This window comes from Mycolicibacterium helvum (assembly GCF_010731895.1).
GTDB classification, from domain to species: domain Bacteria; phylum Actinomycetota; class Actinomycetes; order Mycobacteriales; family Mycobacteriaceae; genus Mycobacterium; species Mycobacterium helvum.
In genome coordinates, this window is the sequence record NZ_AP022596.1 from 2,561,501 (window position 1) to 2,586,937 (window position 25,437).

Sequence of the window (25,437 nt, forward strand, 5' to 3'; positions counted from 1 at the left end):
GTCATGACCAGTAGTACCGACACCGCGGCGGCCCGCAGGCAGTTCGACCAGGCGATGGCTGCGCTGGACGCCGACCCGAAGACAGCGCTTCGGCATTTCCGGGATGCCACCGGGATCGATCCGTCGATGGCCGATGCCTGGCTGGGTCGGATCGCTGCCGGCGATGATGCACTGGACACCCTGCAGCAGCTGTATGCCTACGGGACGCGCCTGCACCGGGAGACCAACCGGCTCGGGGTGCGGCTTTCGGCACCGATCAAGGCCGGGCCCTATCTGTCGGTTAACGTCACCGAGTCCTCGCACGCCGGAGTGGCACTGGCCAGCGGGCTGGTCGACGACGGCCAGTTCGAGAAAGCCGAAGCGGTGCTGGAGGATTCGGCTCTGCTGGACACCTGGGAGAACCACCAGTGGCAGCAGTATGTACGGGCCTACCTGATGTTCGCCACCCAGCGCTGGCCCGATGTGATCGCCGAGGCGGCGCGGGTGCTGCCGCCGCAGGCGATCATCATGTCGGCTGTCACGGCGGCCACCAACGCGCTCGCCGCGCATGCCGCCGCACATCTGGGGCAGGCCCGGGTGGCGCTGGACTGGGCCGACCGGGTGGAACTACGGTCTGAGCGCGGGACCGAGACGCGCAGGCACAGCCTGCTCGACACCGCTGTCACTGCCATCGATCCACTGGAATTCCCGCTGATCGCCGCCGATCTGGCCTATGTGCGGGGCATGGCCCACCGGCAGCTCGGTGAAGAGGACAAGGCGCAGATCTGGTTGTCCAAGGCCACGATAAATGGTGCGCTGATCGAGCCGGCCAAGCAGGCGCTGGCGGATCCGAGGTTGCAGCTGGTCGTCACCGACGAGGACACGATCAACAGCCGCACCAACAAATGGGACGTCAGCACCGAGCAGTCCGAGAACGAGCGGGCTGAAGAGGAGAACGCCGAGCGGCGGGTCGAGTTGCTCACCGAAGGCCGTGCGCTGCTGAACAATCAGGTGGGGCTGGCCGACGTGAAGCGGGCGGTTGCCGAACTCGAAGACCAAATCGAGGTCCGCGCGCTGCGGCTGGCTCACGGCCTGCCGGTCACCAACCAGACCAACCACATGCTGCTGGTGGGACCGCCCGGGACCGGCAAGACGACGACGGCAGAAGCGCTGGGCAAGATCTATGCCGGGCTGGGGATCGTCCGGCACCCAGAGATCATCGAGGTCAAGCGCGCTGACTTCTGCGGCGAGCACATCGGCTCGTCAGGTCCGAAAACCAATGAACTGATCAGTCGTTCGCTGGGCCGGATCCTGTTCATGGACGAGTTCTACTCGCTCGTGGAACGCCATCACGACGGACGGCCGGACATGATCGGCATGGAGGCGGTGAATCAGCTTCTGGTCGCGCTGGAGGTGCACCGCTTCGACTTCTGTTTCATCGGGGCCGGCTACGAGAAGGAAGTCGACGAATTCCTCACCGTGAACCCCGGTTTGGCGGGGCGGTTCAACCGCAAGCTGCGGTTCGAGTCCTACAGCCCTGACGAGCTGGTTCAGATTGCGATCCGCTACGGCGCGCCGCGGGCCACGGTGATCGACCCGGCCGCGCAGGAAGCCCTCAACGCGGCGTGTCGCAAGCTGCGGGCCTACCTCGCGCCGGACGGCAGCCACGGCGTCGACGTGATGCAGAACGGCCGATTCGCCCGCAACGTCGTTGAGCGTGCCGAGCGGTTACGGGATTCCCGGGTCGCCGCCCAGAACCGGACCAACCGTGGATCGGTGACGGTCGAGGACCTCGAGACCTTGCGCACCCAGGATCTCGTCGCGGCGGTAGCCGATGCCTGCGCGGAAAAGAATGTGCCCCTCGAGCTTTGATCGATCATCTCAATGCGGCGGCGGCCGCGGTGGCCAACGCTCGCGCACGCTCAAAGCGCTGATCCGGATCCTTCGCCATGGCCTTGGCGACGACGTCGTCCATCGCCGCCGGCAGCCACGGCGCGAAGCGGGTGGGCTGTGGGGCGGCGTCGTGCAGGTGGCAGTTCACCACCTCGTCCTTGGACGCGGCGTCGAAGAACGGCGGCTTGCCTGTCAGCAGCCGAAACAGTGAGCAGCCCAGCGAATATATGTCGGTGCGTCCGTCCACCGCTTTGCCCCGCAACATCTCCGGTGACGCGTAGGCCGCTGACACCAGCGCCACCCCGTTCTCGGTGAATGGGGGCGCAGCGAAGTCGGCCAACAGCGCCCGATCATGTTCTGCCAGAAGAATATTTGATGGCTTGACGTCACCGTGCACGACGCCCTGGGCGTGGGCGAAGTCCAACGCCTCGGCCACGTCGGTGATGATCTGCACCGCGCGCTCCGGCGGCATCCGCCCGGCCCGCAGCTCGGTGTCGGCGTCGCCACCGAGCACGTAGGGCATTGTGATCCAGGGAATTCCGGAGTCCGTCTGGCCGCGGTCAAGCACCGGCACGATATCGGGATGGACAAGGGCTGAAGTCGAGGGCTGTCCGGAAACGAAAACCTTCAGTGCGACAAGACCAGCCCCGTGCCTGGCAAGGTACACCGCGCTTGTGCCGCCCGCTCCGAGGACGGACTGGATCACGTATCCGCCGACGCTAGCGGGGTTGGGGTCCACGGTGGGGCATCGTCGCGAAGAATTGCGAAATGACCGCCGCCACTTCGACAAAGGCCCGCCGGGTCGGTCCCGACATCTCGCTGCTGTTGTTGATCACGCCGCCGGGACGTAAGCCCGGATCGAACGGCACTTCCACCACTGCCTGCCGTCGGGATCGGAACTGGTCGGCCAGCAACCCGCGGGTGCGCTTGTCGGAATGGCCGTCGGAATCGTTGAGTACGATCACCGAGCGCTGCATCAGCCCGGTCTTGCCATGGGCGGCAAGCCATTCCATCGTCTGCGCGGCCGCCGACGCACCGTCTGGCCACGGTGAGGACACCACGATCAGCGCGTCCACGTCACGCATCGCCTCCTGGGTGACCGGAGCGTCCATCGTCGAACCGCAATCGACGATCGAGATCGTGAAATGCCGATCCAGGCGCATCGTGGCCTCGCGGTAGATCGCCGCGTCCAGAATCCCGCGACGGCTGCCGTTCTCCCCGGCCAGCACGAACAACCCCGACGAGTTGCTGCCCATCCGGGTGAGCACTTCGGCGAAGGACTGCAGGTTCTTGTTCTTGGCCAGCTCCCAGTAGGAACCGCCGGCCCGGGGGTCGATCCGGCTGCCCAGCCGGCCGAACGCCGTGTCGGCGTCGACAGCCACCACCCGATCGCCGCGCCGCAGCTCGGCCAGGACGCACCCGACGCTGGCGGCCACGGTCGTCTTGCCGACACCGCCCTTGCCGAGCACTCCGATCTTGTAGTGGCCGCGCAGCGGGGCGGCCACCATGGCCTCCATCGCCGCCTGGCGCTGCTCCTGACGCGACGGGCCGGGATTCAGCAGCCCGAACGTCGCTGCATAGACACCGCGCCGCCAGCCGTGGGTCGGTTTGGGCTTGACCGGCCGGGGTGGCAGGGGAGCCCGCGGCGCCGGATAGGGCCGTTGGGCAGCCGGGGGCGGCGACGGCGGGATCACGATGCGCGGGATCCGCTCGGTCGGCGGCCCAGCGGAGTGCTCCGCTGGCCGGCCTTGCCGGTAGCGGTCGCGCAGGTGGTCATCGCGGTCGGTCATCGTGTTCAGTATCGCTGGTGCGCGAGATCGACGTTTTGGCGGATTCCACTCGCGTTCGCTGGCCCATTTGTCAGTTGGGGCGCAAAAGCTAAGAATCCGACCAGAGTTTGCGCAAAGTCCCAGATCGACCGTTAGCCCAGGTCGCGATGGCAGTGATAACTGGTGATGTGAGTTATCCCGCACCAGGAACCCCACCGGCGTACGCCGTCAGCAAACAGCCCAAAACACCGTTGACGGAGCACCCCATCCACGCGGACGCGTCAAGACGGCCGATCGCAACACCAAAAAGGGGCGCCGACAACCGATTCCGCAGCAGAATCGTTCATTGGCCGCGGGTGCGCGAAGAACGGGAGCGCAACCGACTTAGCCTAGACTAAGTTGGCATGTCAGCGAGGGTTTGACATATCGTTTTACGACTTGTTGACACCACAGTGGAGCCCCGTCCAGTGACGCACGGAGGAATCCCTGGCGGGGCGCGGTGACGTCGACGAACCACCGCGCAAAAATTGCTTGTGAAGGGTCAGGTGCGAATGCCCAGCAGTGTCGGGCTGTACAACCCCGCTTATGAACACGATTCGTGTGGCGTTGCCATGGTGGCGGACATGCACGGCCGTCGCAGCCGCGACATCGTGGACAAGGCCATCACGGCATTGCTGAACATGGAGCACCGCGGTGCTCAGGGCGCAGAGCCGAACACCGGCGACGGCGCGGGCATCCTGCTGCAGGTTCCCGACGCCTTCCTTCGCGCCGTCGTCGACTTCGAGTTGCCCGAGGAGGGCAGCTATGCCACCGGGATCGCCTTCCTGCCGCAGTCGTCGCGCGATGCCGCGACGGCGTGCGAGTCCGTCGGCAAGATCATCGAGGCCGAAGGCCTGACGCTGCTCGGCTGGCGGGACGTGCCGACCGACGATTCGTCCCTCGGTGCGCTGGCCCGCGATGCGATGCCGACGTTCCGGCAGGTGTTCATCGGGGGTGCCTCCGGGATGGACCTGGAGCGACGCGCCTACGTGGTGCGCAAGCGCGCTGAGCACGAACTGGGCACCAAAGGTCCGGGTCAGGACGGTCCCGGACGCGAAACCGTTTACTTCCCAAGCCTTTCCGGTCAGACATTTGTCTATAAGGGCATGCTGACCACCCCGCAGCTCAAGGCCTTCTACCTCGACCTGCAGGACGATCGGCTGGAAAGTGCGCTGGGCATCGTGCACTCGCGGTTTTCCACCAACACCTTCCCGTCGTGGCCGCTGGCCCACCCGTTCCGCCGGGTCGCCCACAACGGCGAGATCAACACCGTCACCGGTAACGAGAACTGGATGCGGGCCCGCGAGGCGCTCATCAACAGCGACGTGTTCGGCTCGACGCAGGACCTCGACAAGATCTTCCCGATCTGCACGCCAGGCGCATCGGACACGGCGCGTTTCGACGAGGTTCTCGAACTGCTCCACCTTGGTGGGCGCAGCATCGCCCACGCGATGCTGATGATGATCCCTGAGGCGTGGGAGCGCCACGAGTCGATGGATCCGGCGCGTCGCGCCTTCTACGCCTACCACTCGTCGCTCATGGAGCCCTGGGACGGCCCCGCCGCGGTGTGCTTCACCGATGGCACCGTGATCGGCGCCGTCCTCGACCGCAACGGTCTGCGCCCGTCCCGGGTCTGGGTCACCAAGGACGGCCTCGTCGTCCTCGCGTCCGAGGCCGGCGTGCTGAACCTCGACCCGTCGACCGTGGTGCGCAAGATGCGCCTGCAGCCCGGCCGCATGTTCTTGGTGGACACCGCGCAGGGCCGCATCGTCTCCGACGAGGAGATCAAGGCCGAACTCGCCGCGGCCGAGCCGTACCAGGAGTGGCTCGACGCGGGGCAGTTCCACCTCGACGACCTGCCGCCTGGTGACTACGTCCGCATGCCGCACCATCGCGTGGTGCTGCGGCAGCAGACCTTCGGTTTCACCTACGAGGAGCTCAACCTACTGGTCGCGCCCATGGCGCGCACCGGAGCGGAGGCACTCGGCTCGATGGGGACCGACACCCCGGTTGCGGTGCTGTCGGCGCGTCCGCGGATGCTGTTCGACTACTTCCAGCAGTTGTTCGCCCAGGTGACCAACCCGCCGCTGGACGCCATCCGCGAGGAGGTCGTCACCAGCTTGAAGGGGACTGTCGGCCCAGAGGGTGACCTGCTCAATCCCAACGCGGACTCGTGTCGCCAGATCATTCTGCCGAACCCGATTCTGCGCAATGCCGACCTGTCGAAGCTGATGTGCGTCGACCCCGACCACGAGATCCGCGGTCACAAGCACGGCTTGCGCGCCGCCGTCATCCGCTGCCTGTACCCGGTTGCGCGCGGGGGCCAGGGGCTCAAGGAGGCGCTCGACGACGTCCGCGCCAAGGTCTCGCAGGCCATCCGCAACGGCGCGCGCATCATCGTGCTGTCCGACCGCGAGTCCAACGAGTCGCTAGCTCCGATCCCGTCGCTGCTGAGCGTGTCTGCGGTGCACCACCACCTGGTGCGCGACCGCACCCGTACTCACGTCGGCCTCGTCGTCGAGGCCGGCGACGCCCGCGAGGTGCACCATATGGCTGCCCTGGTCGGCTTCGGCGCCGCCGCCATCAATCCGTACATGGCGTTCGAGTCCATCGAGGACATGTGCGACCGCGGCGTGATCGCCGATATCAGCAGCGATCAGGCCAAGGCCAACTACGTCAAGGCCGCAGGCAAGGGTGTGCTGAAGGTGATGTCCAAGATGGGCATCTCGACGCTGGCGTCCTACACGGGCGCCCAGTTGTTCCAGGCGATCGGCATCAGCCAGCAGGTGCTCGACGACTACTTCACCGGGCTGTCCTGTCCGGTCGGCGGCATCGATCTCGAAGACATCGCCGCTGATGTCGCCACCCGTCATGCTCTGGCCTACCTGGATCGCCCCGACGAGCGCGCGCACCGCGAGCTTGAGGTCGGTGGCGAATACCAGTGGCGCCGCGAAGGCGAATACCACCTGTTCAACCCGGACACGGTGTTCAAGCTGCAGCACGCCACCCGCACCGGCCAGTATTCGATCTTCAAGGAGTACACCAAGCTGGTCGACGACCAGAGCGAGCGGCTCGCCTCGCTGCGCGGTCTGCTCAAGTTCCGCGACAATTTCCGGCCTCCCGTGCCGCTGGAAGAGGTCGAGTCCGCCGCCGAGATTGTGAAGCGATTCTCCACCGGCGCAATGAGTTACGGCTCGATCTCGGCCGAAGCCCACGAGACGCTGGCCATCGCGATGAACCGCCTTGGCGCGCGGTCGAACTCGGGTGAGGGTGGCGAGGCTACCAGCCGCTTCGAGCACGACCCCAACGGTGACTGGCGCCGCAGCGCGATCAAGCAAGTGGCCTCCGGCCGCTTCGGAGTCACCAGCCACTACCTGACCAACTGCACCGACATCCAGATCAAGATGGCGCAAGGTGCGAAACCCGGTGAGGGCGGCCAGCTTCCTGGGAAGAAGGTGTACCCGTGGGTGGCGGAGGTGCGACATTCGACACCCGGTGTCGGCCTGATCTCGCCGCCGCCGCACCACGACATCTATTCGATCGAGGATCTGGCTCAGCTGATCCACGACCTGAAGAACGCCAACCCGCAGGCGCGCGTGCACGTGAAGCTGGTGAGCGAGAACGGCGTCGGCACCGTCGCCGCCGGTGTGTCGAAGGCGCACGCCGACGTCGTGCTGATCTCCGGTCACGACGGCGGCACTGGAGCCACGCCGCTCACCTCGCAGAAGCACGCGGGCGCACCGTGGGAGCTCGGCCTGGCAGAGACTCAACAGACGTTGTTGCTCAACGGACTTCGTGACCGCATCGTCGTGCAGGTCGACGGCCAGCTCAAGACCGGCCGCGATGTCGTCATCGCCGCGCTGCTCGGCGGAGAGGAGTTCGGCTTCGCCACCGCCCCGCTGGTGGTGGCGGGCTGCATCATGATGCGGGTGTGTCACCTCGACACGTGCCCTGTCGGCGTCGCCACTCAGAATCCGCTGCTGCGCGAGCGCTTCAACGGCAAGCCCGAGTTCGTCGAGAACTTCTTCCTGTTCATCGCGGAAGAGGTGCGGGAGCTGATGGCGCAGTTGGGCTTCCGCACGGTCAACGAGATGGTCGGTCAGGTCGGCGCGCTCGACACCGCGCAGGCCGCGAAGCACTGGAAGGCCCACAAGCTGGACCTGTCCCCGGTACTGCACGAGCCCGACTCGGCGTTCATGAACCAGGACCTGTACTGCAGCTCGCGCCAGGACCATGGTCTGGACAAGGCACTCGACCAGCAGCTGATCGTGCAGTGCAATGAGGCCTTGGAAACCGGGCTTCCGGTCCGCTTTTCCACCGCGATCGCCAACGTCAACCGCACCGTCGGCACCATGCTGGGTCACGAGCTCACCAAGGCGCATGGGGGACAAGGGCTTCCGGACGGCACCATTGACATCACGTTCGACGGGTCGGCAGGTAACAGCTTTGGCGCCTTCGTCCCCAAGGGCATCACACTGCGCGTGTACGGAGATGCCAACGACTACGTCGGCAAAGGACTGTCCGGCGGGCGCATCGTGGTGCGGCCGTCCGAGGCCGCCCCGAGTGACTTCGTCGCCGAGGACAACATCATCGCGGGCAACGTGATCCTGTTCGGCGCGACCAGCGGGCAGGCGTTCCTGCGCGGTCAGGTCGGCGAGCGGTTCGCGGTGCGCAACTCGGGCGCCCACGCGGTGGTCGAGGGCGTCGGCGACCACGGCTGCGAGTACATGACCGGCGGCAAGGTGGCGATCCTCGGACCCACTGGCCGCAACTTCGCCGCGGGGATGTCCGGTGGCATCGCCTACGTCTACGACCAGCATGGTCATCTCGGCGACAATCTCAACGCCGAGATGGTGGATCTGGAACGACTGGACGCCGATGACGTCGAGTGGCTGAAGGGCATGCTCGTCGCCCACGTCGACGCCACCGATTCAGCTGTGGGACAACGTATTTTGTCGGATTGGGAGTCTCAACTGAAGCACTTCGTGAAGGTGATGCCACGCGACTACCGGTCGGTTCTGACCGCCATTGCCGAGGCCGAGCGTAACGGCGAGGACGTCGACAGCGCGATCATGGCGGCGGCCAATGGCTGATCCACGCGGTTTCCTCAAGTACACCAAGCGTGAGACGCCGGTACGCCGGCCGGTCGATCTGCGGCTGAAGGATTGGAAAGAGGTCTACGAAGCGGACTTCTCCCACGAGACCCTGGAGGCCCAGGCTTCCCGGTGCATGGACTGCGGAATCCCGTTCTGCCACAACGGTTGCCCGCTCGGGAATCTGATTCCCGAGTGGAACGACCTGGTCTATCGGGACCGTTGGCGCGACGCGATCGAGCGGCTGCACGCCACCAACAACTTCCCGGAGTTCACTGGCAGGCTGTGCCCGGCGCCGTGCGAGGCGTCCTGCGTGCTGGGCATCAACCAGGATCCGGTGACCATCAAGCAGGTCGAGGTCGAGATCATCGACAATGCCTTCGCCGAGGGCTGGGTCGTGCCGATGATGCCGGACAAGATGACCGGCAAGAAGGTCGCGGTCGTCGGGTCGGGTCCCGCGGGGTTGGCCGCCGCGCAGCAGCTGACCAGGGCGGGGCACCAGGTGACGGTGTTCGAGCGCGCCGACCGCATCGGTGGCCTACTGCGCTACGGAATCCCCGAGTTCAAGATGGAGAAGCGCCACATCGACCGGCGGCTGGAGCAGATGGAGGCCGAGGGCACGCAGTTCCGCACCGGGGTCAACGTCGGCGTCGACCTCACGGTTGCGCAGCTGCGGCTGAACTACGACGCCGTGGTGCTCAGCGGTGGCGCGACCGATTGGCGCGACCTGCCGGTTCCCGGGCGCGAGTTCGACGGCATCCACCAGGCCATGGAGTACCTGCCGTGGGCTAACAAGGTTCAGCAGGGTGACCCGGTGGTCGACGAAGACGGTGAGCCGCCGATCACTGCCAAGGGCAAGAAGGTCGTCATCATCGGTGGCGGCGACACCGGCGCGGACTGCCTGGGCACCGCGCACCGGCAGGGTGCCGCCAGCGTCCATCAGTTCGAGATCATGCCGCGGCCGCCGGAGACCCGGGCTGACTCGACGCCGTGGCCGACGTACCCGCTGATGTTCCGGGTGGCCTCGGCTCACGAAGAGGGTGGCGAGCGGGTGTTCGCGGTGAACACCGAGAAGTTCCTTGGCGACGAGGGCAAGGTCACCGGGCTGCGCGCGCACGAAGTGGAGATGAAGGGCGGCAAGTTCGAAAAGGTGGAGGACACCGACTTCGAACTCGATGCCGACCTGGTGCTGCTGGCGATGGGCTTCGTCGGGCCGGAACGGCCGGGGCTGCTCACCGACCTGGGTGTGGAACTCAACGAGCGCGGCAACGTCACCCGCGACAAAAACTTCGCCACCTCGGTGCCGGGCATCTTCGTCGCCGGTGACATGGGGCGCGGCCAGTCGTTGATCGTGTGGGCGATCGCCGAGGGCCGGGCCGCAGCTGCGGGCGTAGACCGCTACTTGATGGGGCACTCCGCGTTGCCGGCGCCGATCAAGCCGACGGCCGCTCCGCAGCGCTGAGCGGGCGGTCCGGCCGGACCTCATTGGTCACTGCTGCCCCAGCCGAATCATCGGATTATTTACCGGCGCGCCTATTGCAGTTTGCGGTGGGATCTGTATCTAATTGCTGGAATGGGTGCTGCGGTAAAGTTGCGACCCGGTAAGGCCGAGATCGACCACAGGAGTGATCCTTGTGTACATCAACCCGATATCTCGCTCGCGAGTCGGGCGCATAGCCTGGTGCTTCTTCCGTCACCCGATGAAGAGCCGCGAGTTCCCGGCCAAGCACGAACGCCTGGTCACCCCCGCCGACCTCGTGCATTACGGCATCTAGCGAGCGTTCTAGCAACCGATTGTGCCGCCGGCTCACACCGGCTCGGGTTTGCCCGTCGTTACTAGGTTGTTATCTAGAGCCCCGAATCGCGGATCGCCTCCGCGAGCGGCTCCAGCACTGCTGGATCGTGCGGCGTCGGCAGGTAGACGATCGCCAGATCGAGCCCCTCGGCAGCCAGCGCGGCGGCCTCGTCAACCACCTTCGCGTAGTCGCGGTCATCGCTGAGCCGAACGTGAGCCGACAGCATGATCTCTGCTGGATCCCGGCCGATGTCGGCGCAGTGGGAAGCCAGCACGTCGCGTTTGCGGGCGAACTCCTCGGGTGTCCCACCGACAAAGTTCCAATGCTGGGCGTACTTCGCGGTGATGCGTAGCGTGCGCTTCTCTCCGCTACCGCCGATGCAGATCGGCGGGTGCGGCCGCTGCGGTCCCTTGGGCTCGTTGCGGGCCGCCTCGAGCTGGTAGTACGTGCCGTTAAAGTCGGTGGTGTCTTGGCTGAGCAGGCCGATCAGCACCTGGCAGCCCTCTTCGAAGCGGTCGAAACGCTCCTTGATGCTGCCCAGTTCGATGCCGTAGGCGCCCGACTCCTCCTCGTTCCAGCCTGCGCCGATGCCAAGTTCCAGGCGCCCGCCGGAAATGATGTCGACCGCGGCCGCCATGTTGGCCAGCACCGCAGGGTGCCGGTAGTGGATGCCGGTGACCAGGGTGCCCAGCCGCAGCCGGGTGGTCGCCTGCGCCAGCGCGGTGAGCGTTGACCAGCCCTCCAGGCACGGACCCGCGGAGTCGGAGAAGATCGGATAGAAGTGGTCGAATGTCCAGCCGGAGTGATACACGTCGATGTCGTCGGCGGCCTGCCAGACCGCGAGCATGTCGGCCCACGTGGTGTTTTGCGGGGAGGTTTTGAAGGCGAATTGCACTATGCCGAGCCTAGTCCGATCTGACGATCGGAGCTGTTATCTGGCGTTGGCCTTGCGTCGTGAGACCGGGGGTGGCGGCCCGTAGTAGACCACCTCGCTGGTGCGTTCGGGTTGCGGCCGCAGTGTCTTGGCCAGCACGTGTACGAGCAGCCATTGGACGACCCCGACGAGCAGCAGCGGCCACACCGCGCCGGCCAGAAGCGCCGGGCCGACGGTGATGCGCGGCGTGGACCGCTCGCCGCCGCGTGACCAGGCCGAGAATGCCACGGCCCCGCCGGCGACCAGCGCTGTGACGCAGAGGTACCCGATCACCCACTGGATAGTCGACATGGGGGGCCCATACCCAGCCTCCGCTAGGGGTAAACCGCCGGGTTGGCGTGGGAGCGCGCATGCGCGATCGCGTCATCGAGCGAATCGATCAGGTGGTTTTCGTGGCGCAGGACGTCGAGGATGCCCATGTTGGCCAGCAGGGCCATGTGCTCGGGCTGGACACCCTTGATGATGACGGTGATGCCGCGCGACTCGAGGTCCTCGGCAATCTCGGCGAGTGTGTGGGCACCGGTGGCATCCAGCATTCCCAACTGCGACATGCGAATGACGACGACCGAAACGTCCGGGTAGTCGGTGATCGAGTTCGAGAGCCTCTCGGCCGCACCGAAGAACATCGCACCGTCCAACCGCAACAACGCGATCCGCTCGTCACCGGGAAGGTATGGGCCGGGCAGATCCTCGCGCACCACGCTGCTGCGGCGCGCCACCGTGCGCAGCGCGAAGAACGCCGCGACGACGACGCCGATCTCCACCGCCTCGATCAGGTCGAAGCACACGGTGACGACGGCAGTCAGCACGAAGGTCAACGCGTCCGAGCGGGTCGACCGGACGATCCTGCGGACGGTGCTCGCCGAGATCATCCGGAACGACGTGACCATCAGTACCCCGGCCAAGGCTGACAACGGAATTGCTCCGACCGGCCCGGTGGCCAGATACACCACCGCAAGCAATAGCAATGAGTGCACGATGGCCGAGAGTCGGGTGCGGGCCCCGGAGCGCACATTGACCGCGGTGCGGGCGATCGCACCGGTGGCAGGCATACCGCCGAAGAGTCCTGACGCCATCGACGCCAGCCCCTGACCGACGAGTTCGCGGTCAGGATCGTAAGGACCAGTAGGTGACATGGTGGCCGCTACCCGCGCCGACAGCAGCGACTCGATCGCAGCCAGCGCGGCGATGGCCACCGCGGCGCCGATCAGTGTGCGCAGCGCGGCGGGATCAGCGTGCGGCATGACGGGCGCCGGCAGATGCGACGGCAAGTTCCCAATCGTGTCAACCGGAAGGTGGAAGGCGACCACGATCACCGTGGCCGCGACCACGGCGGTCAACGATTCGGGAATCCCGCGATGCAGCCGCGGCAGGCCCACCATCAGCACGGTGATGAAGCCCACGACCGCCACAGTCAGCCAAGCGGACGGCCAGTTCGCGTGTGAGACGACGGCCCAGGCGGCGGGCAGGGTGCGTTGCCCAGCCGGCGCGGTGACGCCGAACGCGGCCGGCACCTGCTGCAGGAAGATGATGACAGCGATCCCGAGCGTGAAGCCCTCGATCACGGGCCATGGAATGAACGTAACCGCGCGACCGAGGCCAATGACGCCGGCGCCCAGCACGATCAGCCCAGCCAATCCCGTGACGAGCGCGATACTGCCGATACCGTGTTGGGCGACGATCGGAGCCAGCACCACCGCCATCGCGCCAGTTGGCCCCGAGACCTGGACATGCGAACCGCCGAACACCGCAGCGACCAGTCCGGCGACCACGGCGGTGATCAGCCCGGCTGCCGCCCCAACCCCGGAGCTGATCCCGAACGCCAGGGCAAGCGGCAGGGCCACCACACCGACCGTCACTCCGGCGATGATGTCGCGTCGCCATGTGCGCGGCAGCTCGGCGTAGTCGCTGAACCGCGGCAGTAACCGCGACAGCTGGCCGGCCGCCCTCGCGATCACTGCGGATTCCCGACCGGCGGCAGTGCGTCGAATGCCTCGAGCTGTTGGTGCCGCGCCCGCAGGGTGTCGGCCAGAAAGCTGCGCGCGGTGACGAGTAACTCCCGGATCGAGGGATGCGCGAGCTCGTAATAGACCGCATTGCCAACACGTTCAGCCGAAACGACGTGGTGGCGTTTGAGGACGGCCAGGTGCTGCGAGAGCAGCGTGGGCTCGATCTCGGTGGCGACCAGGATCTCGCTGACCGGGGTGGGCCCGGAATTGGCCGAGAGAATCTCGAGGACGCGGATTCGGGCAGGGTGGGCGAGTGCCTTGAAGAGGTTTGCCTTGATTTCGTAGAGCGGCCGTTCGGTGCCGCCGGGAACGCTGGTGGCCACGGCGGTCCTCCGATTGAATACTTGATGGATTGAAGAAACTCTCAATACCTTAACCGAGGTGGTCGCGGCCAGCCAACTCCTCGTGCCCGTACGGGCACACTGGAGCCATGGACCCGGTGGCTGCGCTACGCCAGATCGCGTACTACAAGGACCGGGCGCGCGAGGATTCCCGGCGGGTGATGGCCTACCGAAAGGCCGCCGACATCGTCGAGGCGTTGGACGAGCCGAGTCGGGAGCGGCACGGCCGCGCCAACAGCTGGCAGTCGCTGCCCGGAATCGGACCGAAGACCGCCAAGGTCATTGCGCAGGCCTGGGCTGGCCAGGAGCCCGACTCGCTTGTCGAATTGCGAAGTGCGGCAGTCGATCTCGGTGGCGGTGAAATTCGGGCCGCGTTACGCGGCGACCTGCATCTGCATTCGGACTGGTCGGATGGATCGGCCCCGATCCACGAGATGCTGGCCACCGCGGCCGCGTTGGGCCACGAGTACTGCGCGCTCACCGATCACTCGCCGCGGCTGACCGTCGCCAACGGGCTGTCCGCCGATCGGCTACGCCATCAGCTTGACGTCATCGATGAGCTGCGCGAGGAGCTGGCGCCGTTCCGGATACTCACCGGCATCGAGGTCGACATCCTCGATGACGGCAGCCTGGATCAGGAGCCTGAACTGCTGGATCGGCTCGACATTGTGGTGGCCAGCGTGCACTCCAAGCTGGCGATGGACGAACCGGCGATGACCCGCCGGATGGTGCGCGCAGTATCCGCCGCGCGGGTCAACGTCCTGGGCCACTGCACCGGGCGGTTGGTGACCGGCAGCCGCGGGATCCGGGCCGAGTCGAAGTTCGACGCCGAGAAGGTGTTCACCGCCTGCCGGGACAACAACACCGCCGTCGAGATCAACTCACGTCCCGAGCGCCGTGACCCGCCGACCCGCCTGCTCAAGCTGGCGTTGGAGATCGGTTGCGACTTCTCGATCGACACCGACGCGCACGCCCCGGGCCAGCTTGACTTCCTCGGCTACGGTGCCCAGCGTGCGCTCGACAGCGGTGTACCGCTCGAGCGGATCATCACCACCTGGCCGGCCGAGAAATTGGCTGGCTGGGCGGCACACTAATTGCCCACCGGTGACAGGGCCCGCTCTCGGCTGGCCATGGCCGCGGTACCGGGCGCGGACGGACCCGTTGCGGCCACCAGAACCACCGGCCGAGGAGCGCCACCGTGGAAGGGGTGCAACCGCTGCCGGTCAGCGCCCGGAGACGACCAGATGGACGCGGCAATGCGTGGCTGGCGCCCCGCTGGCTCGCTGCGGTCAGCGCATTCAGTCGGGCAGGTGCGGCACCTCCAATCCAGGGTCCCGGCCGACCAGCACGCCCCGGGTGAGCACCGCGTTGCCGTAGCGGCGACGGACCTGGTCCACCGCCGCATCCAGCTCCAACGTGTCGGGGCGCCCACCGTGCAATGGCAGCTCCAATTGCTGAGCGCCGCCGGTGTCGATATTGGACACCGCGAACCCGATCAGCGTGATGCCCCGCTGCGCGATCAAAGGCGAGGCCGCGGCGACCAGACCGCGAGCGGCGGCCAGGATCGGTTCGGTGGACCCGGTGGCCATGGCCATCGTGTGCGAGCGGGTGACCCGGGTGAAATCGTCGAAGCGCAAGCGCAACAACACTGTTCGGCCGGTGCGCTGTGCCGAGCGCATCCGGCGGGTGATCCGGTCGACGAGGCCGATCACCACGGCATCCAGCTCGGCGGGCGTTCTGCGCTGACGACCCAGCGCCCGCTGAGCGCCCACGGAGCGGCGGCGATGCACCGTCGTGACCCGGCGCCGGTCGATGTTGCGCGAGAGGCAATACAGTTGGTGTCCCATCGCGGGTCCGACCATCGAGCCCAGCATCGACTCGGACAGTTCGGCGACCTGGGCGACGGTTTCGATACCGTGCGTGCCCAACTTGTCCGCTGTCTTGGGACCCACACCCCACAGCCGCCGCACCGGCAGCGGATGCAGAAACGCCAACTCCCCGTCCGGTGGCACCAGCAGTAGGCCGTCGGGCTTGGCTTCCTGGCTGGCGACCTTCGCCAGGAACTTGGTGCGGGCGACCCCCACCGTGATGGGCAGCCCCACTCGATCTCGCACCTGCTGGCGCAAGCGGGCCCCGATCCGGGCCGGATCACCCGACAGGCGCAGTAGTCCGGACACATCGAGGAAGGCCTCATCCACCGAGAGGGGTTCCACCAATGGCGTGGTGTCGCGAAAGACGTCGAAGACGTCGGCACTGGCTTGGCTGTAGGCCGACATCCGCGGTGGGACGACCACCGCGGCCGGGCACAGCCGGCGCGCGTGGTGGCCGCCCATCGCGGTACGCACCCCGTAGGCCTTGGCCTCATAGCTGGCGGCCAGCACCACGCCGCCGCCCACGATCACCGGGCGACCGCGCAGCGTCGGGTCGTCGCGCTGCTCGACCGACGCGTAGAACGAGTCGAGATCAGCGTGCAAGATGGTTGCCCCACCGCCGGACACGAACATATGTTCGCATGCCGGTCCGACAGTCAGGCCGGCGGCGGTGCGTCCGGTGCAGGTGGTGGGGGTTCCGGGGCCGGTGGCGGCGGTGGTGGTTCGGGCGCCGGTGGCGGTGGCGGTGGCGGTGGCGGTGCCGGCGGCGGCCACATCGGCAGCGTGATCGGCGGCAGGCCGGGGATGTTGATGACGTTGACGTCGGGCGGCGGGGCGTCCGGTGGCGGGGGAGGTGGCGGCGGCACCGCATCTGGCGGCGGTGCGGGTGGGGTCCCGTTGCTGGTGTTGATCGTGATGATCGACCCCGGAATGGTCTTGCCCGTTGGGGTGGTGCCCACCACCGTGCCCCGCGACGAGAAGCTGTTGATCGGGGTGGGCAGGTCGGCGACCTGGAAACCGGCGTCCCGCAGCCGTTTCCGCGCGGCATCGAAACTCAGGCCGGTGACGCTGGGCACCATGCTGCCCGGGCCGCCCTCGACATAGCGCGGGTCGGTGGGCGGCAGTGCGATCGGGCCGAAATCTCCTGCGACCGGTTTCATCGCCAGGAACCACGTCCGCGCAGGTTCGTTGCCGCCGTAGAGATTCCCGCCCCCGCACTTGCGAAGCGGCCAAGAGCACAGCCCGCCGGGATTGGTGGAGTCGTCGAAAATGTAGTTCGCCGCGGCGTACTGATTGGTGAAGCCGAGAAACCCTGACGAGCGGTGCGATTCGGTGGTGCCGGTCTTACCTGACATCGGCAGGGTCCAGCCCGCCGAGCTGGCCGAACCGGCCGCCGTGCCGCTGGTGGCGTCTTTGGACAGCGCATTGGCCAGCGTGTTGGCCAGACCTTCCGGCACCACCTGCTCGCAGGACTGCGTCTCGACGGCAACCTCGCGGCCGTTGCGGTCGAAGATCTTGTCCACCGGGCTGGGCGGGCACCACATGCCACCCGAAGCCAATGTGGCTGCAACATTGGACAATTCGAGCGCATTCAACTCGAACGGACCCAGGGTGAATGAGCCGAGGTTCTGGCGCTTGATGAAATCGGCCAGGCTCTCGTTGCTGTCCGGGTCGTAGGCGCGCGCTGTGCCCGGTTCTGCATAGGACCGCAATCCCAGCTTGACCGCCATGTCCACAGCGCGCTGCACGCCGACCTGGCCGATCAGCCGGGCGAACGCTGTATTGGGGGACTGAGCCAGCGCATCCGTCACGCTCATCGGGCTGCGGTAGTTCCCGGCGTTCTTCACACACCAGGTCTCCTTGGGGCAGCCCGGGGTGTTACTGCTGCCCAGGCCCTTGCCCTGAAACTGCGCCGGAACCTCGAGCTGCGCGTTGATACCCATGCCCATATCGAGGGCAGCCGCGGTGGTGAAGATCTTGAAGATCGATCCGGCGCCGTCGCCGACCAACGAGAAGGGTTGGGGCTGAACTGTTTGGCCGGCGTCCAGCTGCAGGCCGTAATTGCGGTTGTCGCCCATCGCGATGACTTTGTGGCTGGTCTTGCCGGGTTGGATGACGCTCATCACGCTGGCGACCCCGTCCAGCGTCGGGCTGGCGACGGTGTCGATCGCCTTCTTCACGCTGTTCTGGACCGCCGGATTCAGGGTGGTCCGGATCAGGTATCCGTTGCGTGCCACATCATCCTTGGACAGTCCCGCTCGAGCCAGATACTGCAGCACGTAGTCGCAGAAGAAACCACGATCGCCGGCCGCGATGCACCCCTGCGGCAGGCTGTTGGGCTGCGGCAGAATGCCCAGCGGTTCCTGGCGGGCGGCGCGCAAGGCGTCGGCGTACTGGGGCTCGTTGTCGATCAACGTGTCGAGCACGAGATTGCGGCGCGTCAGCGCGGCCTCGGGGTTGGTGTACGGGTTCAGGGCACTGGTCGACTGCACGATCCCGGCCAGCAGCGCCGCCTGCTGCCAATTGAGGTCGTTGGCGTTGATGCCGAAGTAAGTCCTGGCGGCGTCCTGCACTCCGTAGGCGCCGTTGCCGAAGTAGACCAGGTTGAGGTAGCGGGTCAGGATCTCGGGCTTGGAGAGGGCCTTGTCCAGGGCCAGCGCCATCCGGATTTCGCGCAGTTTGCGCGCCGGCGTCGTCTCGATAGCCGCCCGCCGTTCGGAATCGGTCTGGGCGTTGACCAACAGGTTGTAGTTCTTGACGTACTGCTGCTCGATTGTCGACCCACCGCGGGTGTCGAGGTCACCCCTGAGGTAGCCGACGAGACCGGTCAGGGTGCCCTGAACGTCCACGCCGTTGTGGTCGGCGAAGCGCTTGTCCTCGATCGACACGATCGCCAACTTCATCGTGTCGGCAATCCGGTCGGTAGGCACCGGCCACCGGCGTTGGGCATAGATCCAGGCAATCGGGTTTCCCGCAGTGTCGACCATCGTGGAGACCGTGGGCACCTCGCCCGTCATCAGATCTTCGGAATCCTGGGCCGCTACGTCAGAGGCGTGATTGACGACGATGCCCGCGCCGCCGACGAGCGGAAAGAGCATGGCCGCCACCAAGACACCGGCCAGCACGCAGAACAACGCGAACTTGGCAACGGTGGCACCCGCCGTAGGGTGTGGCTCCGACATGCCGCCAGACTAGGGCCACCCGGACTGGACGCGAATTCAATATGCGAAGCCGGAATCAAACCGAGGCCGCAGAAGCCTTGGTCCCGCCGTAGATGCTGGCGATCCAGATGTGCGCGAGGGCCTCCAGGGCGGCGTGCTCCGGCAGCGTCGGCTCCTGGCTGCCCTGGGCGGCGAACACCACCCGCTCGTTCATCAGATTGAGCGCTGTCGCCAGATCGTGGGCCGGGATGGTGTCAGGCGCCGCGCCCCGCTCACGCTCTTTGGTGATCAACCCGGCCGTGTAGTCGATCCAGCCGGTCATGAACGTTGTCCACATATCGCGCAGCTCGGAGTTGGCGGCCATCGCGGTGAGCCCGGCCAGTACGACCGCCCGGTGTGGGCGCAGCGAATCGAAGAAGGCGTGAATACCGGCGTGCCAGCCTTGCTGGGGGTGCTCGGTGACAGTGTCGGGCTGCTGCTCCGCGCCGGATGCCGTCATTGCGCGGGCGAACAACCGCACCAGCACCGCGTCTTTGGACGCGAAATAGAAGTAGAAGGTCGGGCGGGACAGGCCGGCGCCCTTGGCGAGGTCGTCCACCGAGATCTCGGTAAACGGCCGCTGCTCGAGCATGTCCTCCAGCGTGCGCAGGATGGCCGCCTCGCGATCGTCCCCGGAGGGGCGGGTCGCGCGACGGCCGCGAACGCGGGTCGGGCTGGCGGCTGGCACGGGCGTTACTTTACAGGGCGTTGATTTAATCAACAGAGCGTTGACCTATTCAACACGGTGTTGATAACGTGGCCGCCATGACTGAACACGTCGATGTAGTGATCGTGGGCGCGGGTATTTCCGGGATCAGCGCTGCCTGGCATCTGCAGGACCGCTGCCCGTCGAAGAGCTTCCTGATCCTGGAGCGCCGGGAGAGTCTCGGCGGCACCTGGGACCTGTTCAAATATCCCGGGATCCGATCGGACTCCGACATGTTCACCCTCGGCTTCCGGTTCAAGCCCTGGACATCGCAGAAGGCGATCGCCGACGGTCCGTCGATCATGTCCTACCTCAACGAGACGGTCCGCGAGTGTGGCATCGACAAGCGCATCCGCTTTCGTCAACGCGTGGTGAGCGCGGAATGGTCCAGCGCCGACAACCAGTGGACGTTGCGCGTTGAGGCCGGGGGCGAACACAAGGACATCACCTGCTCGTTCCTCTTCGCGTGCAGCGGCTACTACAACTACGACCAGGGCTATTCGCCCGAGTTCCCCGGCGCCGAGGACTTCACCGGCACCATCGTGCACCCCCAGCACTGGCCTGAGGACCTGGACTACACCGGCAAACGGGTCGTGGTCATCGGTAGCGGCGCGACGGCCGTGACTCTCATTCCCGCCCTCGCCAATTCGGGTGCCGGGCACGTCACGATGCTCCAGCGCTCGCCGACCTACATCGGGGCGCTGCCCGACGTCGACCCGTTTGCGGTACGAATGAACAAGCTGCTGCCCGCCAAACCCGCCTACGTCGCCAACCGCTGGAAGAGCATCATGTTTCAGTCCACCCAGTATTGGCTGGCCAGGCGGTTCCCCAACTTCATGCGCAAGCAGTTGATGACCATGGCGCAGCGGCGACTGCCCGAGGGGTACGACGTGAACAAGCATTTCGGCCCGAGCTACCGGGTGTGGGACGAACGACTGTGCTTGGCGCCGAACGGCGATCTGTTCCGCACCATTCGCAAAGGTCAGGCCGACGTCGTCACCGACACAATCGAGCGCTTCACTCCGACCGGAATCAAGCTGGCCTCAGGGCAGGAGTGCGCAGCCGACATCATCGTCACCGCAACGGGTTTGAATCTCCAGTTGTTCGGGGGTGCGGAGATCCGCCGCGACGGTGAGCCGCTCGACCTGACTTCCACGATGACCTACAAGGGCATGATGCTCTCCGGCGTGCCGAACATGGCCTTCACCATCGGCTACACCAACGCATCGTGGACGTTGAAGGCCGATCTGGTCTCCGAATTCGTCTGCCGCGTCCTCAATTACATGGATTCCCGCGGCTACGACAGGGTTGAACCCGGGCAGCCGGCGGCCGATATCGAGGAACGTCCGCTCATGGACTTCACCCCGGGCTATGTGCTGCGGGCACTGGACCGACTGCCCAAGGCCGGCTCGCGGGCACCGTGGCGACTCAAGCAGAATTATCTGCTGGACCTAGGGTTGATCCGGCACGGGAAGGTCGACGACGACGCCCTGCAGTTCGCCAAACACCATGTCTCGGTGGGTGTTTAGTCCGCTGGTATGACGACGATCCCGTCGTCATCGCTGTAAGCCAACTCGCCGGGGACGAAGCTCACGCCGCCGAAGCTGACCTCGACATCGCGCTCACCGGCGCCGGTCTTGGTGCTCTTACGGGGATTGGTTCCCAGTGCTTTGATGCCGATGTCGAGGGTGCGCAGGGTCGCCGCGTCCCGCACAGCGCCGTGCACGATGAGCCCCGCCCAGCCATTGGAGCGGGCCAGCTCGGCGATGAGGTCCCCGACCAGCGCGGTGTGCACCGAGGCGTCGCCGTCGATCACCAGAACGCGCCCGTCGCCCGGTTCGGACAGCACCGACTTCAACAGTGCGTTGTCCTGAAAGCAGCGCACCGTGCTGATCGGTCCGGCGAATTCGGTGCGGCCACCGAACTGACGGAACTGGACATCGCAGCTGCGCACCTCGGGTCCGATGGCGTCGACAAGGTCGGCGGTGGCGCGGACGGTGACGGTCATGCTCACTCGGCGTGCCGGTGGCGCAGGCGGCGCACCAGCAGAGCGATCAGCACGGTCACCGCGAAGGCCGCCGCGAACGGCAGCGGTGAGCGCCCGGACGTGGCGACCGGCACCGGAGCTAGCGGCGAAACCGGGTTAGCAGCCTTCTCCACCGACGATTTGGCATTGGCCGCCGCGGCGCGGGCGCCCTCGGCGACCGGTGGGGAGCCATTGCCTGCGGCCAGCGCGGCGGGAGTGGCGGGAGTGGCGGGCGGTTCCACCACGGGCGGCGCAACCTTCTCCGCCGGCGCCTTCATGGGTGGCGCCTTCTTGGCAGGGGCTGGCGCTCCTGCCGTCCCAGCGGCCTTGGCCGGTGCTTTCTTGGCGGGAGCCTTCTTCACAGCCTTCTTGGCTGGTGCTTTCTTGGCCGGCTGCTTTTTCGCAGCGGCCTTCTCGGGGGGTGGCGGCCCCGGCGGCGTGGCGTCCCGGCCCTCGTCGGGCTGGTCCTGCGCTTCTGCCATCTGGCTGCTCCTTTGCAATTTCTGGTCGCGAACGCCGGCAGTGGCACCCATCATGCCAGGCCGGGATCAGCAGTCCGGCCTTGCTCACCGGCGACGTCCGGGGTCACGACCGGCGCAGCCGCGACCACGCGAAGCCGCAGCCGATCACTGCAGCCGCACCGAGAACGAAGGGCCAGACGGGCAGAGCCCGTTCGTCGGCGTCGGCCGACGCCGACGCCCGGGGGCCGGGTGTGCCATTGCCCGCCACGGTCAGCGTGAACGACCAGGAGCCGGACACGACATGGCCGTCGGCCGAAGTGACCCGATAGTTCACCGTGTAGGTGCCGGCCGGGCCGAGCGGGCGCACCCCCACGCTGACCACCGCGCCTTTTACCTGTGGAGTGCCGTCGGACCAGAGGTTCCCGTCGGGTCCGACGACCGTCATCGCGGCGAAATCGGAGTGCAACTGTTCGTTGAAGGTGGCACTGACTTCCGCCGGGGCGATCGCCAGTGATGCATCGGCCGCGGGGTCCGCGGCGATTCGCACGGCGTGAGCGGAGGCCACTGCCGTCCCCGTCGTCGCCATGCCGGCGATCAACAGGGCGATCGCCAGGACACGGTGGATGACCGTCAAGTCCGTCGGCGGGCCACCGCGACGCCGACACCGATGGCAGCCACCAACAACGCACCGCCGGCCAGGGCGCGGGCGGTGTTGTCGGCACTGGCCTGGGGTTCGGCGTGCTCACCCGATGTTGGTGTGGCACTGACCGCAGGAACCGTAGTGGGGGCCGGGGCCGCGGGCGTTGCGTGCCGTTCCTTCGGAGCCGGCGGGCCCGACGTGAGAGCCAACACCGGCGCGGGGTACTCGGGCTCCTCGCCGTTGGGCAGCGGCGGCTGATCCCAATGCACGATGGTGCCGTCGGCGTAGGTCTGAACCACCGGGAACGTCGCAGAATCGGCGTCCGGCAGCTTGATCGAGATCGGGAACAACTCGAACTGGCCCACCCCGATGCCCTCGTTGGGCGACGCGGTGAACGTGACCGATCGATACGCACCGGTGGTGGCATCGCGATCCAGTTCAGCGGACCATCCCGCCATCACATCGGTGCTGACCGACGCGACATTCGGCAGTGAGATCGTGACTTTGGTTGTAGCAGAGCTCTTTTCGGACTCGTTGGGCACCTGGAACGTGACCAGTGCGTATTGGCCACGCACCGGCTGGTCGGCGTTGACGTGGACGTGCGCGCCGGCCGTCGCGGCTGTTAACCAGGAACCCAGGACGAGGGAGGTGGTCAGCGCGGCCACCTTGAGCCCGCGCGTCGTCTGGGCGGTCATCACATGACGCCCAGGCGAGCCATCAGATCGGCGTCGATACCGTCGAGCTGACCGGCGATCGCGGCATGTGCGTCCCGACGCCGTGGCCCGGGCATGTTCTCCGCGGCGGTGACGGCCGCGGACAACGCGCTGAGCCGTTCGGTCATCGCGGCGACGAATTGTTTGGTCTCGGCGTCCTTGGGCTTCTTCTCGGCCACCCGCCGCAGGGAGTTCTCCGCGCCGGCGATGCGTGCCGACAGCTGCCCGCCGACCCCGGAGAACTGACCAAGCTGACTCAAGGGCACTCCGAGACGGTCGGCGCGGCGCTCGTCGATTGCACCCCGCGCGGCGATGGCGGCGCGGTAGACCACGGGGACGACGACTGGGGCCAGCAGCCGGGACACGGTCAGCGCGCGCCGGATCCGGGTGGGGGACAAAAGTTTGCCCTCGCGCGCTGCCTTAAGTTGCGCTTCGGCAACCTTGACCGCGGTTCGGTCGGCGTCGCGCGCGACCTTCAGCTGGGCCTTGATCGCCTTGTTCTCGGAGCGCTCGGCGGACTTGATGCGGCGGAGCTCGTTTTTGGCCGAATGCTTGGCATCGAGCTTGGCGCGGGCCTTGATCGCCCGAGCCTCCGCGCGGCGCGTCGCACGGCTTTTGCGCTTGAACAGGCCCATTCCTGATGCCTCCCGGGTAGGTCGTCGGCGATCGGCGAGGCGCGCTCGCGACCGGGTCAGCTAACCCTATCGCTCGGCCCAACGGGGACTATCACGACCTGCGGATATGCCACAATGAACTGCAAACCGTCCGATGCGGCGCCCGTTGCGCCGCTAATTCGAGGAACGTCGTGAAACGCTCGCCGATGAGGGCCGCAGCGATTAGCTGGGTGATCGCGTGCGGTTTGCTCTGTGGTGGTACCGGCATGCTCTGGGCGCCGGCGGCCGCCGCCGACCCCGGCACGGTTGGCAACAACCACGGCGGTCGAGGTGCCGATAGTCGTTCCGACAGCAACGATGCTCGTCGTGGCGAGCGCCCCGGCGCGCATCGGCCTGGCGGGCCAGGTAAGCCCCACGGCACCGACGTCAAACCGGGGACGACGCGACCGGGCGATGGAGCCGCGGCTGGTTCGCGCCGTGGCGGTGAGCTTCCTGGCCGTCATTGGAATCCCGGGGTACCCGGTCACCACGGTTGGCCGCCGCCCGGGCCGCCCGGCCAGCACGTCTTGCCGGGCCAGCACGGTTGGCCCCCTTCCGGCTGGCCGGAGCCGGGTTGGCCTTCGTCCGGCTGGCCGGAGCCGGGTTGGCCCCCTTCCGGCTGGCTCAATCCGGACTGGCAGTTCCCGCAGTTCCCGCCGATCGTGCTGCCGCCACTGCCTCCGTGGCATTGGCCGCCGCGAGCCACGTCAGGTGACGGTGTCGGGGATGTCGGGGTGGCTCGCCCACCGAGTCTGGGTATCGGTCAGCCGCCCGCGGCGGTCGGTGGCGGAGGTAGCGGAGGTGGCATCACCGTCCAGCCTCGGACGATTCCGCCGGGTGAACCGGGGCAGCCCGGGGAACCGCCCGTCGTCAGCGCCGAACGCGGGACGATCGGCCCCACCAGCCTGGAGCCGCCGCCGATCACGATGCCGCCGTTGATCGGCTTGCCGCCGGCATTCTCAGCGCCGCGCCCGATCGGTCCGGGTGCCGAACCCGGACCGCGAACCGGTCCAGGTCGTGAATCCGCCGCCACCCGCGAACGTCCACCCGCCACGTCCGCCGGAGCGGGTACAGAAATGCCCCCGTCGACTAGGGTTGGCTATCCCAGGTACCTCCAAGAGGCCAAGATGGGCGAGGTCGCGGCGCTGGCCCTGCCGGGTTTCGCCGGAATTCTCGCCCTGACTGCGCTCGGCGGGGTCGTCGGGTATCGCCAAGCAAGAGCCGGCCACGTTGTGCGGACTGCGGGGACCGCTCGGTTCATGCAGTGACGCGGACCGCGCATCGCAGCCCAGTCGCCGACGAGGAAGGGGGATG

20 protein-coding genes are annotated in these 25,437 nt (G+C 66.9%); 6 read left to right on the plus strand and 14 right to left on the minus strand.

The annotated features are described in order from the left end of the window. Window positions 1-3: 3 nt before the first annotated feature. Complete coding sequence (eccA, locus tag G6N38_RS11880; protein WP_163747705.1) at window positions 4-1,851, plus strand: type VII secretion AAA-ATPase EccA; 1,848 nt, start codon at window positions 4-6, stop codon at window positions 1,849-1,851. A gap of 4 nt (window positions 1,852-1,855) precedes the next feature. On the opposite strand, the gene G6N38_RS11885 is transcribed toward eccA, so the two are convergent. After that, entirely contained in the window at window positions 1,856-2,611 is a 756-nt protein-coding gene (locus G6N38_RS11885) for a serine/threonine-protein kinase (protein WP_163747706.1), read from the minus strand. Beyond that, on the minus strand, window positions 2,592-3,662 hold the full coding sequence (locus G6N38_RS11890) for a MinD/ParA family ATP-binding protein (RefSeq protein WP_163747707.1): 1,071 nt from the start codon (window positions 3,660-3,662) through the stop codon (window positions 2,592-2,594). The genes G6N38_RS11885 and G6N38_RS11890 overlap by 20 nt, the downstream gene beginning before the upstream one ends. Before the next feature lie 530 nt (window positions 3,663-4,192). Here G6N38_RS11890 and gltB point away from each other — a divergent pair. Together gltB and G6N38_RS11900 are read left to right on the plus strand one after the other, a co-directional pair. Then, window positions 4,193-8,773, plus strand: a complete 4,581-nt coding sequence (gltB, locus tag G6N38_RS11895; RefSeq protein ID WP_163747708.1) for a glutamate synthase large subunit — start codon at window positions 4,193-4,195, stop codon at window positions 8,771-8,773. Then, a complete protein-coding gene (locus tag G6N38_RS11900; RefSeq protein ID WP_163747709.1) occupies window positions 8,766-10,235 on the plus strand; it encodes a glutamate synthase subunit beta in 1,470 nt (489 codons plus the stop codon). The genes gltB and G6N38_RS11900 overlap by 8 nt, the downstream gene beginning before the upstream one ends. Window positions 10,236-10,621: 386 nt before the next feature. Here the strand turns inward: G6N38_RS11900 and G6N38_RS11905 are convergent, their stop codons facing one another. From G6N38_RS11905 to G6N38_RS11920, 4 genes are read right to left on the minus strand one after another with little or no spacing between them, the layout of a single operon-like run. Further along, window positions 10,622-11,464, minus strand: coding sequence for an LLM class F420-dependent oxidoreductase (locus G6N38_RS11905; RefSeq protein ID WP_163747710.1), 843 nt, complete (start codon window positions 11,462-11,464; stop codon window positions 10,622-10,624). Between the two features lie 36 nt (window positions 11,465-11,500). Beyond that, window positions 11,501-11,794: a hypothetical protein gene (locus G6N38_RS11910; RefSeq protein ID WP_163747711.1), complete on the minus strand. Its 294-nt coding sequence runs from the start codon at window positions 11,792-11,794 to the stop codon at window positions 11,501-11,503. 23 nt (window positions 11,795-11,817) lie between these two features. After that, on the minus strand, window positions 11,818-13,461 hold the full coding sequence (locus tag G6N38_RS11915; RefSeq protein ID WP_163747712.1) for a SulP family inorganic anion transporter: 1,644 nt from the start codon (window positions 13,459-13,461) through the stop codon (window positions 11,818-11,820). Further along, on the minus strand, window positions 13,458-13,835 hold the full coding sequence (locus G6N38_RS11920; protein WP_163747713.1) for an ArsR/SmtB family transcription factor: 378 nt from the start codon (window positions 13,833-13,835) through the stop codon (window positions 13,458-13,460). The genes G6N38_RS11915 and G6N38_RS11920 overlap by 4 nt, the downstream gene beginning before the upstream one ends. A gap of 107 nt (window positions 13,836-13,942) precedes the next feature. Here G6N38_RS11920 and G6N38_RS11925 point away from each other — a divergent pair, with 107 nt between their 5' ends. After that, window positions 13,943-14,947 carry a PHP domain-containing protein gene (locus G6N38_RS11925; protein WP_163747714.1) on the plus strand — a complete coding sequence of 335 codons (1,005 nt, stop codon included), beginning with the start codon at window positions 13,943-13,945 and terminating at the stop codon, window positions 14,945-14,947. Between the two features lie 204 nt (window positions 14,948-15,151). Here the strand turns inward: G6N38_RS11925 and dinB are convergent, their stop codons facing one another. Genes dinB through G6N38_RS11940 form a run of 3 tightly spaced genes read right to left on the minus strand, consistent with a single transcriptional unit; the run spans window position 15,152 to window position 19,612 of the window. Further along, on the minus strand, window positions 15,152-16,357 hold the full coding sequence (dinB, locus tag G6N38_RS11930; RefSeq protein WP_163751954.1) for a DNA polymerase IV: 1,206 nt from the start codon (window positions 16,355-16,357) through the stop codon (window positions 15,152-15,154). A 23-nt stretch (window positions 16,358-16,380) separates the two neighbouring features. Continuing rightward, a complete protein-coding gene (gene ponA2, locus G6N38_RS11935) occupies window positions 16,381-18,906 on the minus strand; it encodes a transglycosylase/D,D-transpeptidase PonA2 (protein WP_163747715.1) in 2,526 nt (841 codons plus the stop codon). Between the two features lie 55 nt (window positions 18,907-18,961). Continuing rightward, window positions 18,962-19,612, minus strand: a complete 651-nt coding sequence (locus tag G6N38_RS11940; protein WP_179968513.1) for a TetR/AcrR family transcriptional regulator — start codon at window positions 19,610-19,612, stop codon at window positions 18,962-18,964. 77 nt (window positions 19,613-19,689) lie between these two features. Between G6N38_RS11940 and G6N38_RS11945 the strand changes: the two genes are divergently transcribed. Next, the gene (locus G6N38_RS11945) at window positions 19,690-21,159 is read left to right on the plus strand and encodes a flavin-containing monooxygenase (protein ID WP_163747716.1); all 1,470 of its coding nucleotides are present in this window, start codon (window positions 19,690-19,692) and stop codon (window positions 21,157-21,159) included. Here the strand turns inward: G6N38_RS11945 and rraA are convergent. From rraA to G6N38_RS11970, 5 genes are all read right to left on the minus strand, one after another. Next, entirely contained in the window at window positions 21,156-21,638 is a 483-nt protein-coding gene (gene rraA, locus G6N38_RS11950; protein WP_163747717.1) for a ribonuclease E activity regulator RraA, read from the minus strand. The genes G6N38_RS11945 and rraA overlap by 4 nt on opposite strands. Before the next feature lie 2 nt (window positions 21,639-21,640). Beyond that, entirely contained in the window at window positions 21,641-22,138 is a 498-nt protein-coding gene (locus G6N38_RS11955) for a hypothetical protein (protein ID WP_163747718.1), read from the minus strand. A 103-nt stretch (window positions 22,139-22,241) separates the two neighbouring features. Continuing rightward, window positions 22,242-22,703, minus strand: a complete 462-nt coding sequence (locus G6N38_RS11960; protein WP_163751956.1) for a copper resistance CopC family protein — start codon at window positions 22,701-22,703, stop codon at window positions 22,242-22,244. A 44-nt stretch (window positions 22,704-22,747) separates the two neighbouring features. Continuing rightward, entirely contained in the window at window positions 22,748-23,452 is a 705-nt protein-coding gene (locus tag G6N38_RS11965) for a YcnI family copper-binding membrane protein (RefSeq protein ID WP_163747719.1), read from the minus strand. Beyond that, window positions 23,452-24,105 carry a DUF6474 family protein gene (locus G6N38_RS11970; RefSeq protein WP_163747720.1) on the minus strand — a complete coding sequence of 218 codons (654 nt, stop codon included), beginning with the start codon at window positions 24,103-24,105 and terminating at the stop codon, window positions 23,452-23,454. The genes G6N38_RS11965 and G6N38_RS11970 overlap by 1 nt, the downstream gene beginning before the upstream one ends. 245 nt (window positions 24,106-24,350) lie before the next feature. Between G6N38_RS11970 and G6N38_RS11975 the strand changes: the two genes are divergently transcribed. After that, the gene (locus G6N38_RS11975; protein ID WP_163747721.1) at window positions 24,351-25,391 is read left to right on the plus strand and encodes a hypothetical protein; all 1,041 of its coding nucleotides are present in this window, start codon (window positions 24,351-24,353) and stop codon (window positions 25,389-25,391) included. The last annotated feature ends 46 nt before the right edge of the window (window positions 25,392-25,437 follow it).

Bases quoted from the DNA above. Each gene is read 5' to 3' on its own strand.
- eccA (WP_163747705.1), top strand. From the start codon at position 4: ATGACCAGTAGTACCGACACCGCGGCGGCCCGCAGGCAGTTCGACCAG.
- G6N38_RS11890 (WP_163747707.1), bottom strand. From the start codon at position 3,662: ATGACCGACCGCGATGACCACCTGCGCGACCGCTACCGGCAAGGCCGG.
- gltB (WP_163747708.1), top strand. From the start codon at position 4,193: ATGCCCAGCAGTGTCGGGCTGTACAACCCCGCTTATGAACACGATTCG.
- G6N38_RS11900 (WP_163747709.1), top strand. From the start codon at position 8,766: ATGGCTGATCCACGCGGTTTCCTCAAGTACACCAAGCGTGAGACGCCG.
- G6N38_RS11910 (WP_163747711.1), bottom strand. From the start codon at position 11,794: ATGTCGACTATCCAGTGGGTGATCGGGTACCTCTGCGTCACAGCGCTG.
- G6N38_RS11925 (WP_163747714.1), top strand. From the start codon at position 13,943: ATGGACCCGGTGGCTGCGCTACGCCAGATCGCGTACTACAAGGACCGG.
- dinB (WP_163751954.1), bottom strand. From the start codon at position 16,357: ATGTTCGTGTCCGGCGGTGGGGCAACCATCTTGCACGCTGATCTCGAC.
- ponA2 (WP_163747715.1), bottom strand. From the start codon at position 18,906: ATGTCGGAGCCACACCCTACGGCGGGTGCCACCGTTGCCAAGTTCGCG.
- G6N38_RS11945 (WP_163747716.1), top strand. From the start codon at position 19,690: ATGACTGAACACGTCGATGTAGTGATCGTGGGCGCGGGTATTTCCGGG.
- rraA (WP_163747717.1), bottom strand. From the start codon at position 21,638: ATGACCGTCACCGTCCGCGCCACCGCCGACCTTGTCGACGCCATCGGA.
- G6N38_RS11955 (WP_163747718.1), bottom strand. From the start codon at position 22,138: ATGGCAGAAGCGCAGGACCAGCCCGACGAGGGCCGGGACGCCACGCCG.
- G6N38_RS11960 (WP_163751956.1), bottom strand. From the start codon at position 22,703: ATGGCGACGACGGGGACGGCAGTGGCCTCCGCTCACGCCGTGCGAATC.
- G6N38_RS11965 (WP_163747719.1), bottom strand. From the start codon at position 23,452: ATGACCGCCCAGACGACGCGCGGGCTCAAGGTGGCCGCGCTGACCACC.
- G6N38_RS11970 (WP_163747720.1), bottom strand. From the start codon at position 24,105: ATGGGCCTGTTCAAGCGCAAAAGCCGTGCGACGCGCCGCGCGGAGGCT.
- G6N38_RS11975 (WP_163747721.1), top strand. From the start codon at position 24,351: ATGCTCTGGGCGCCGGCGGCCGCCGCCGACCCCGGCACGGTTGGCAAC.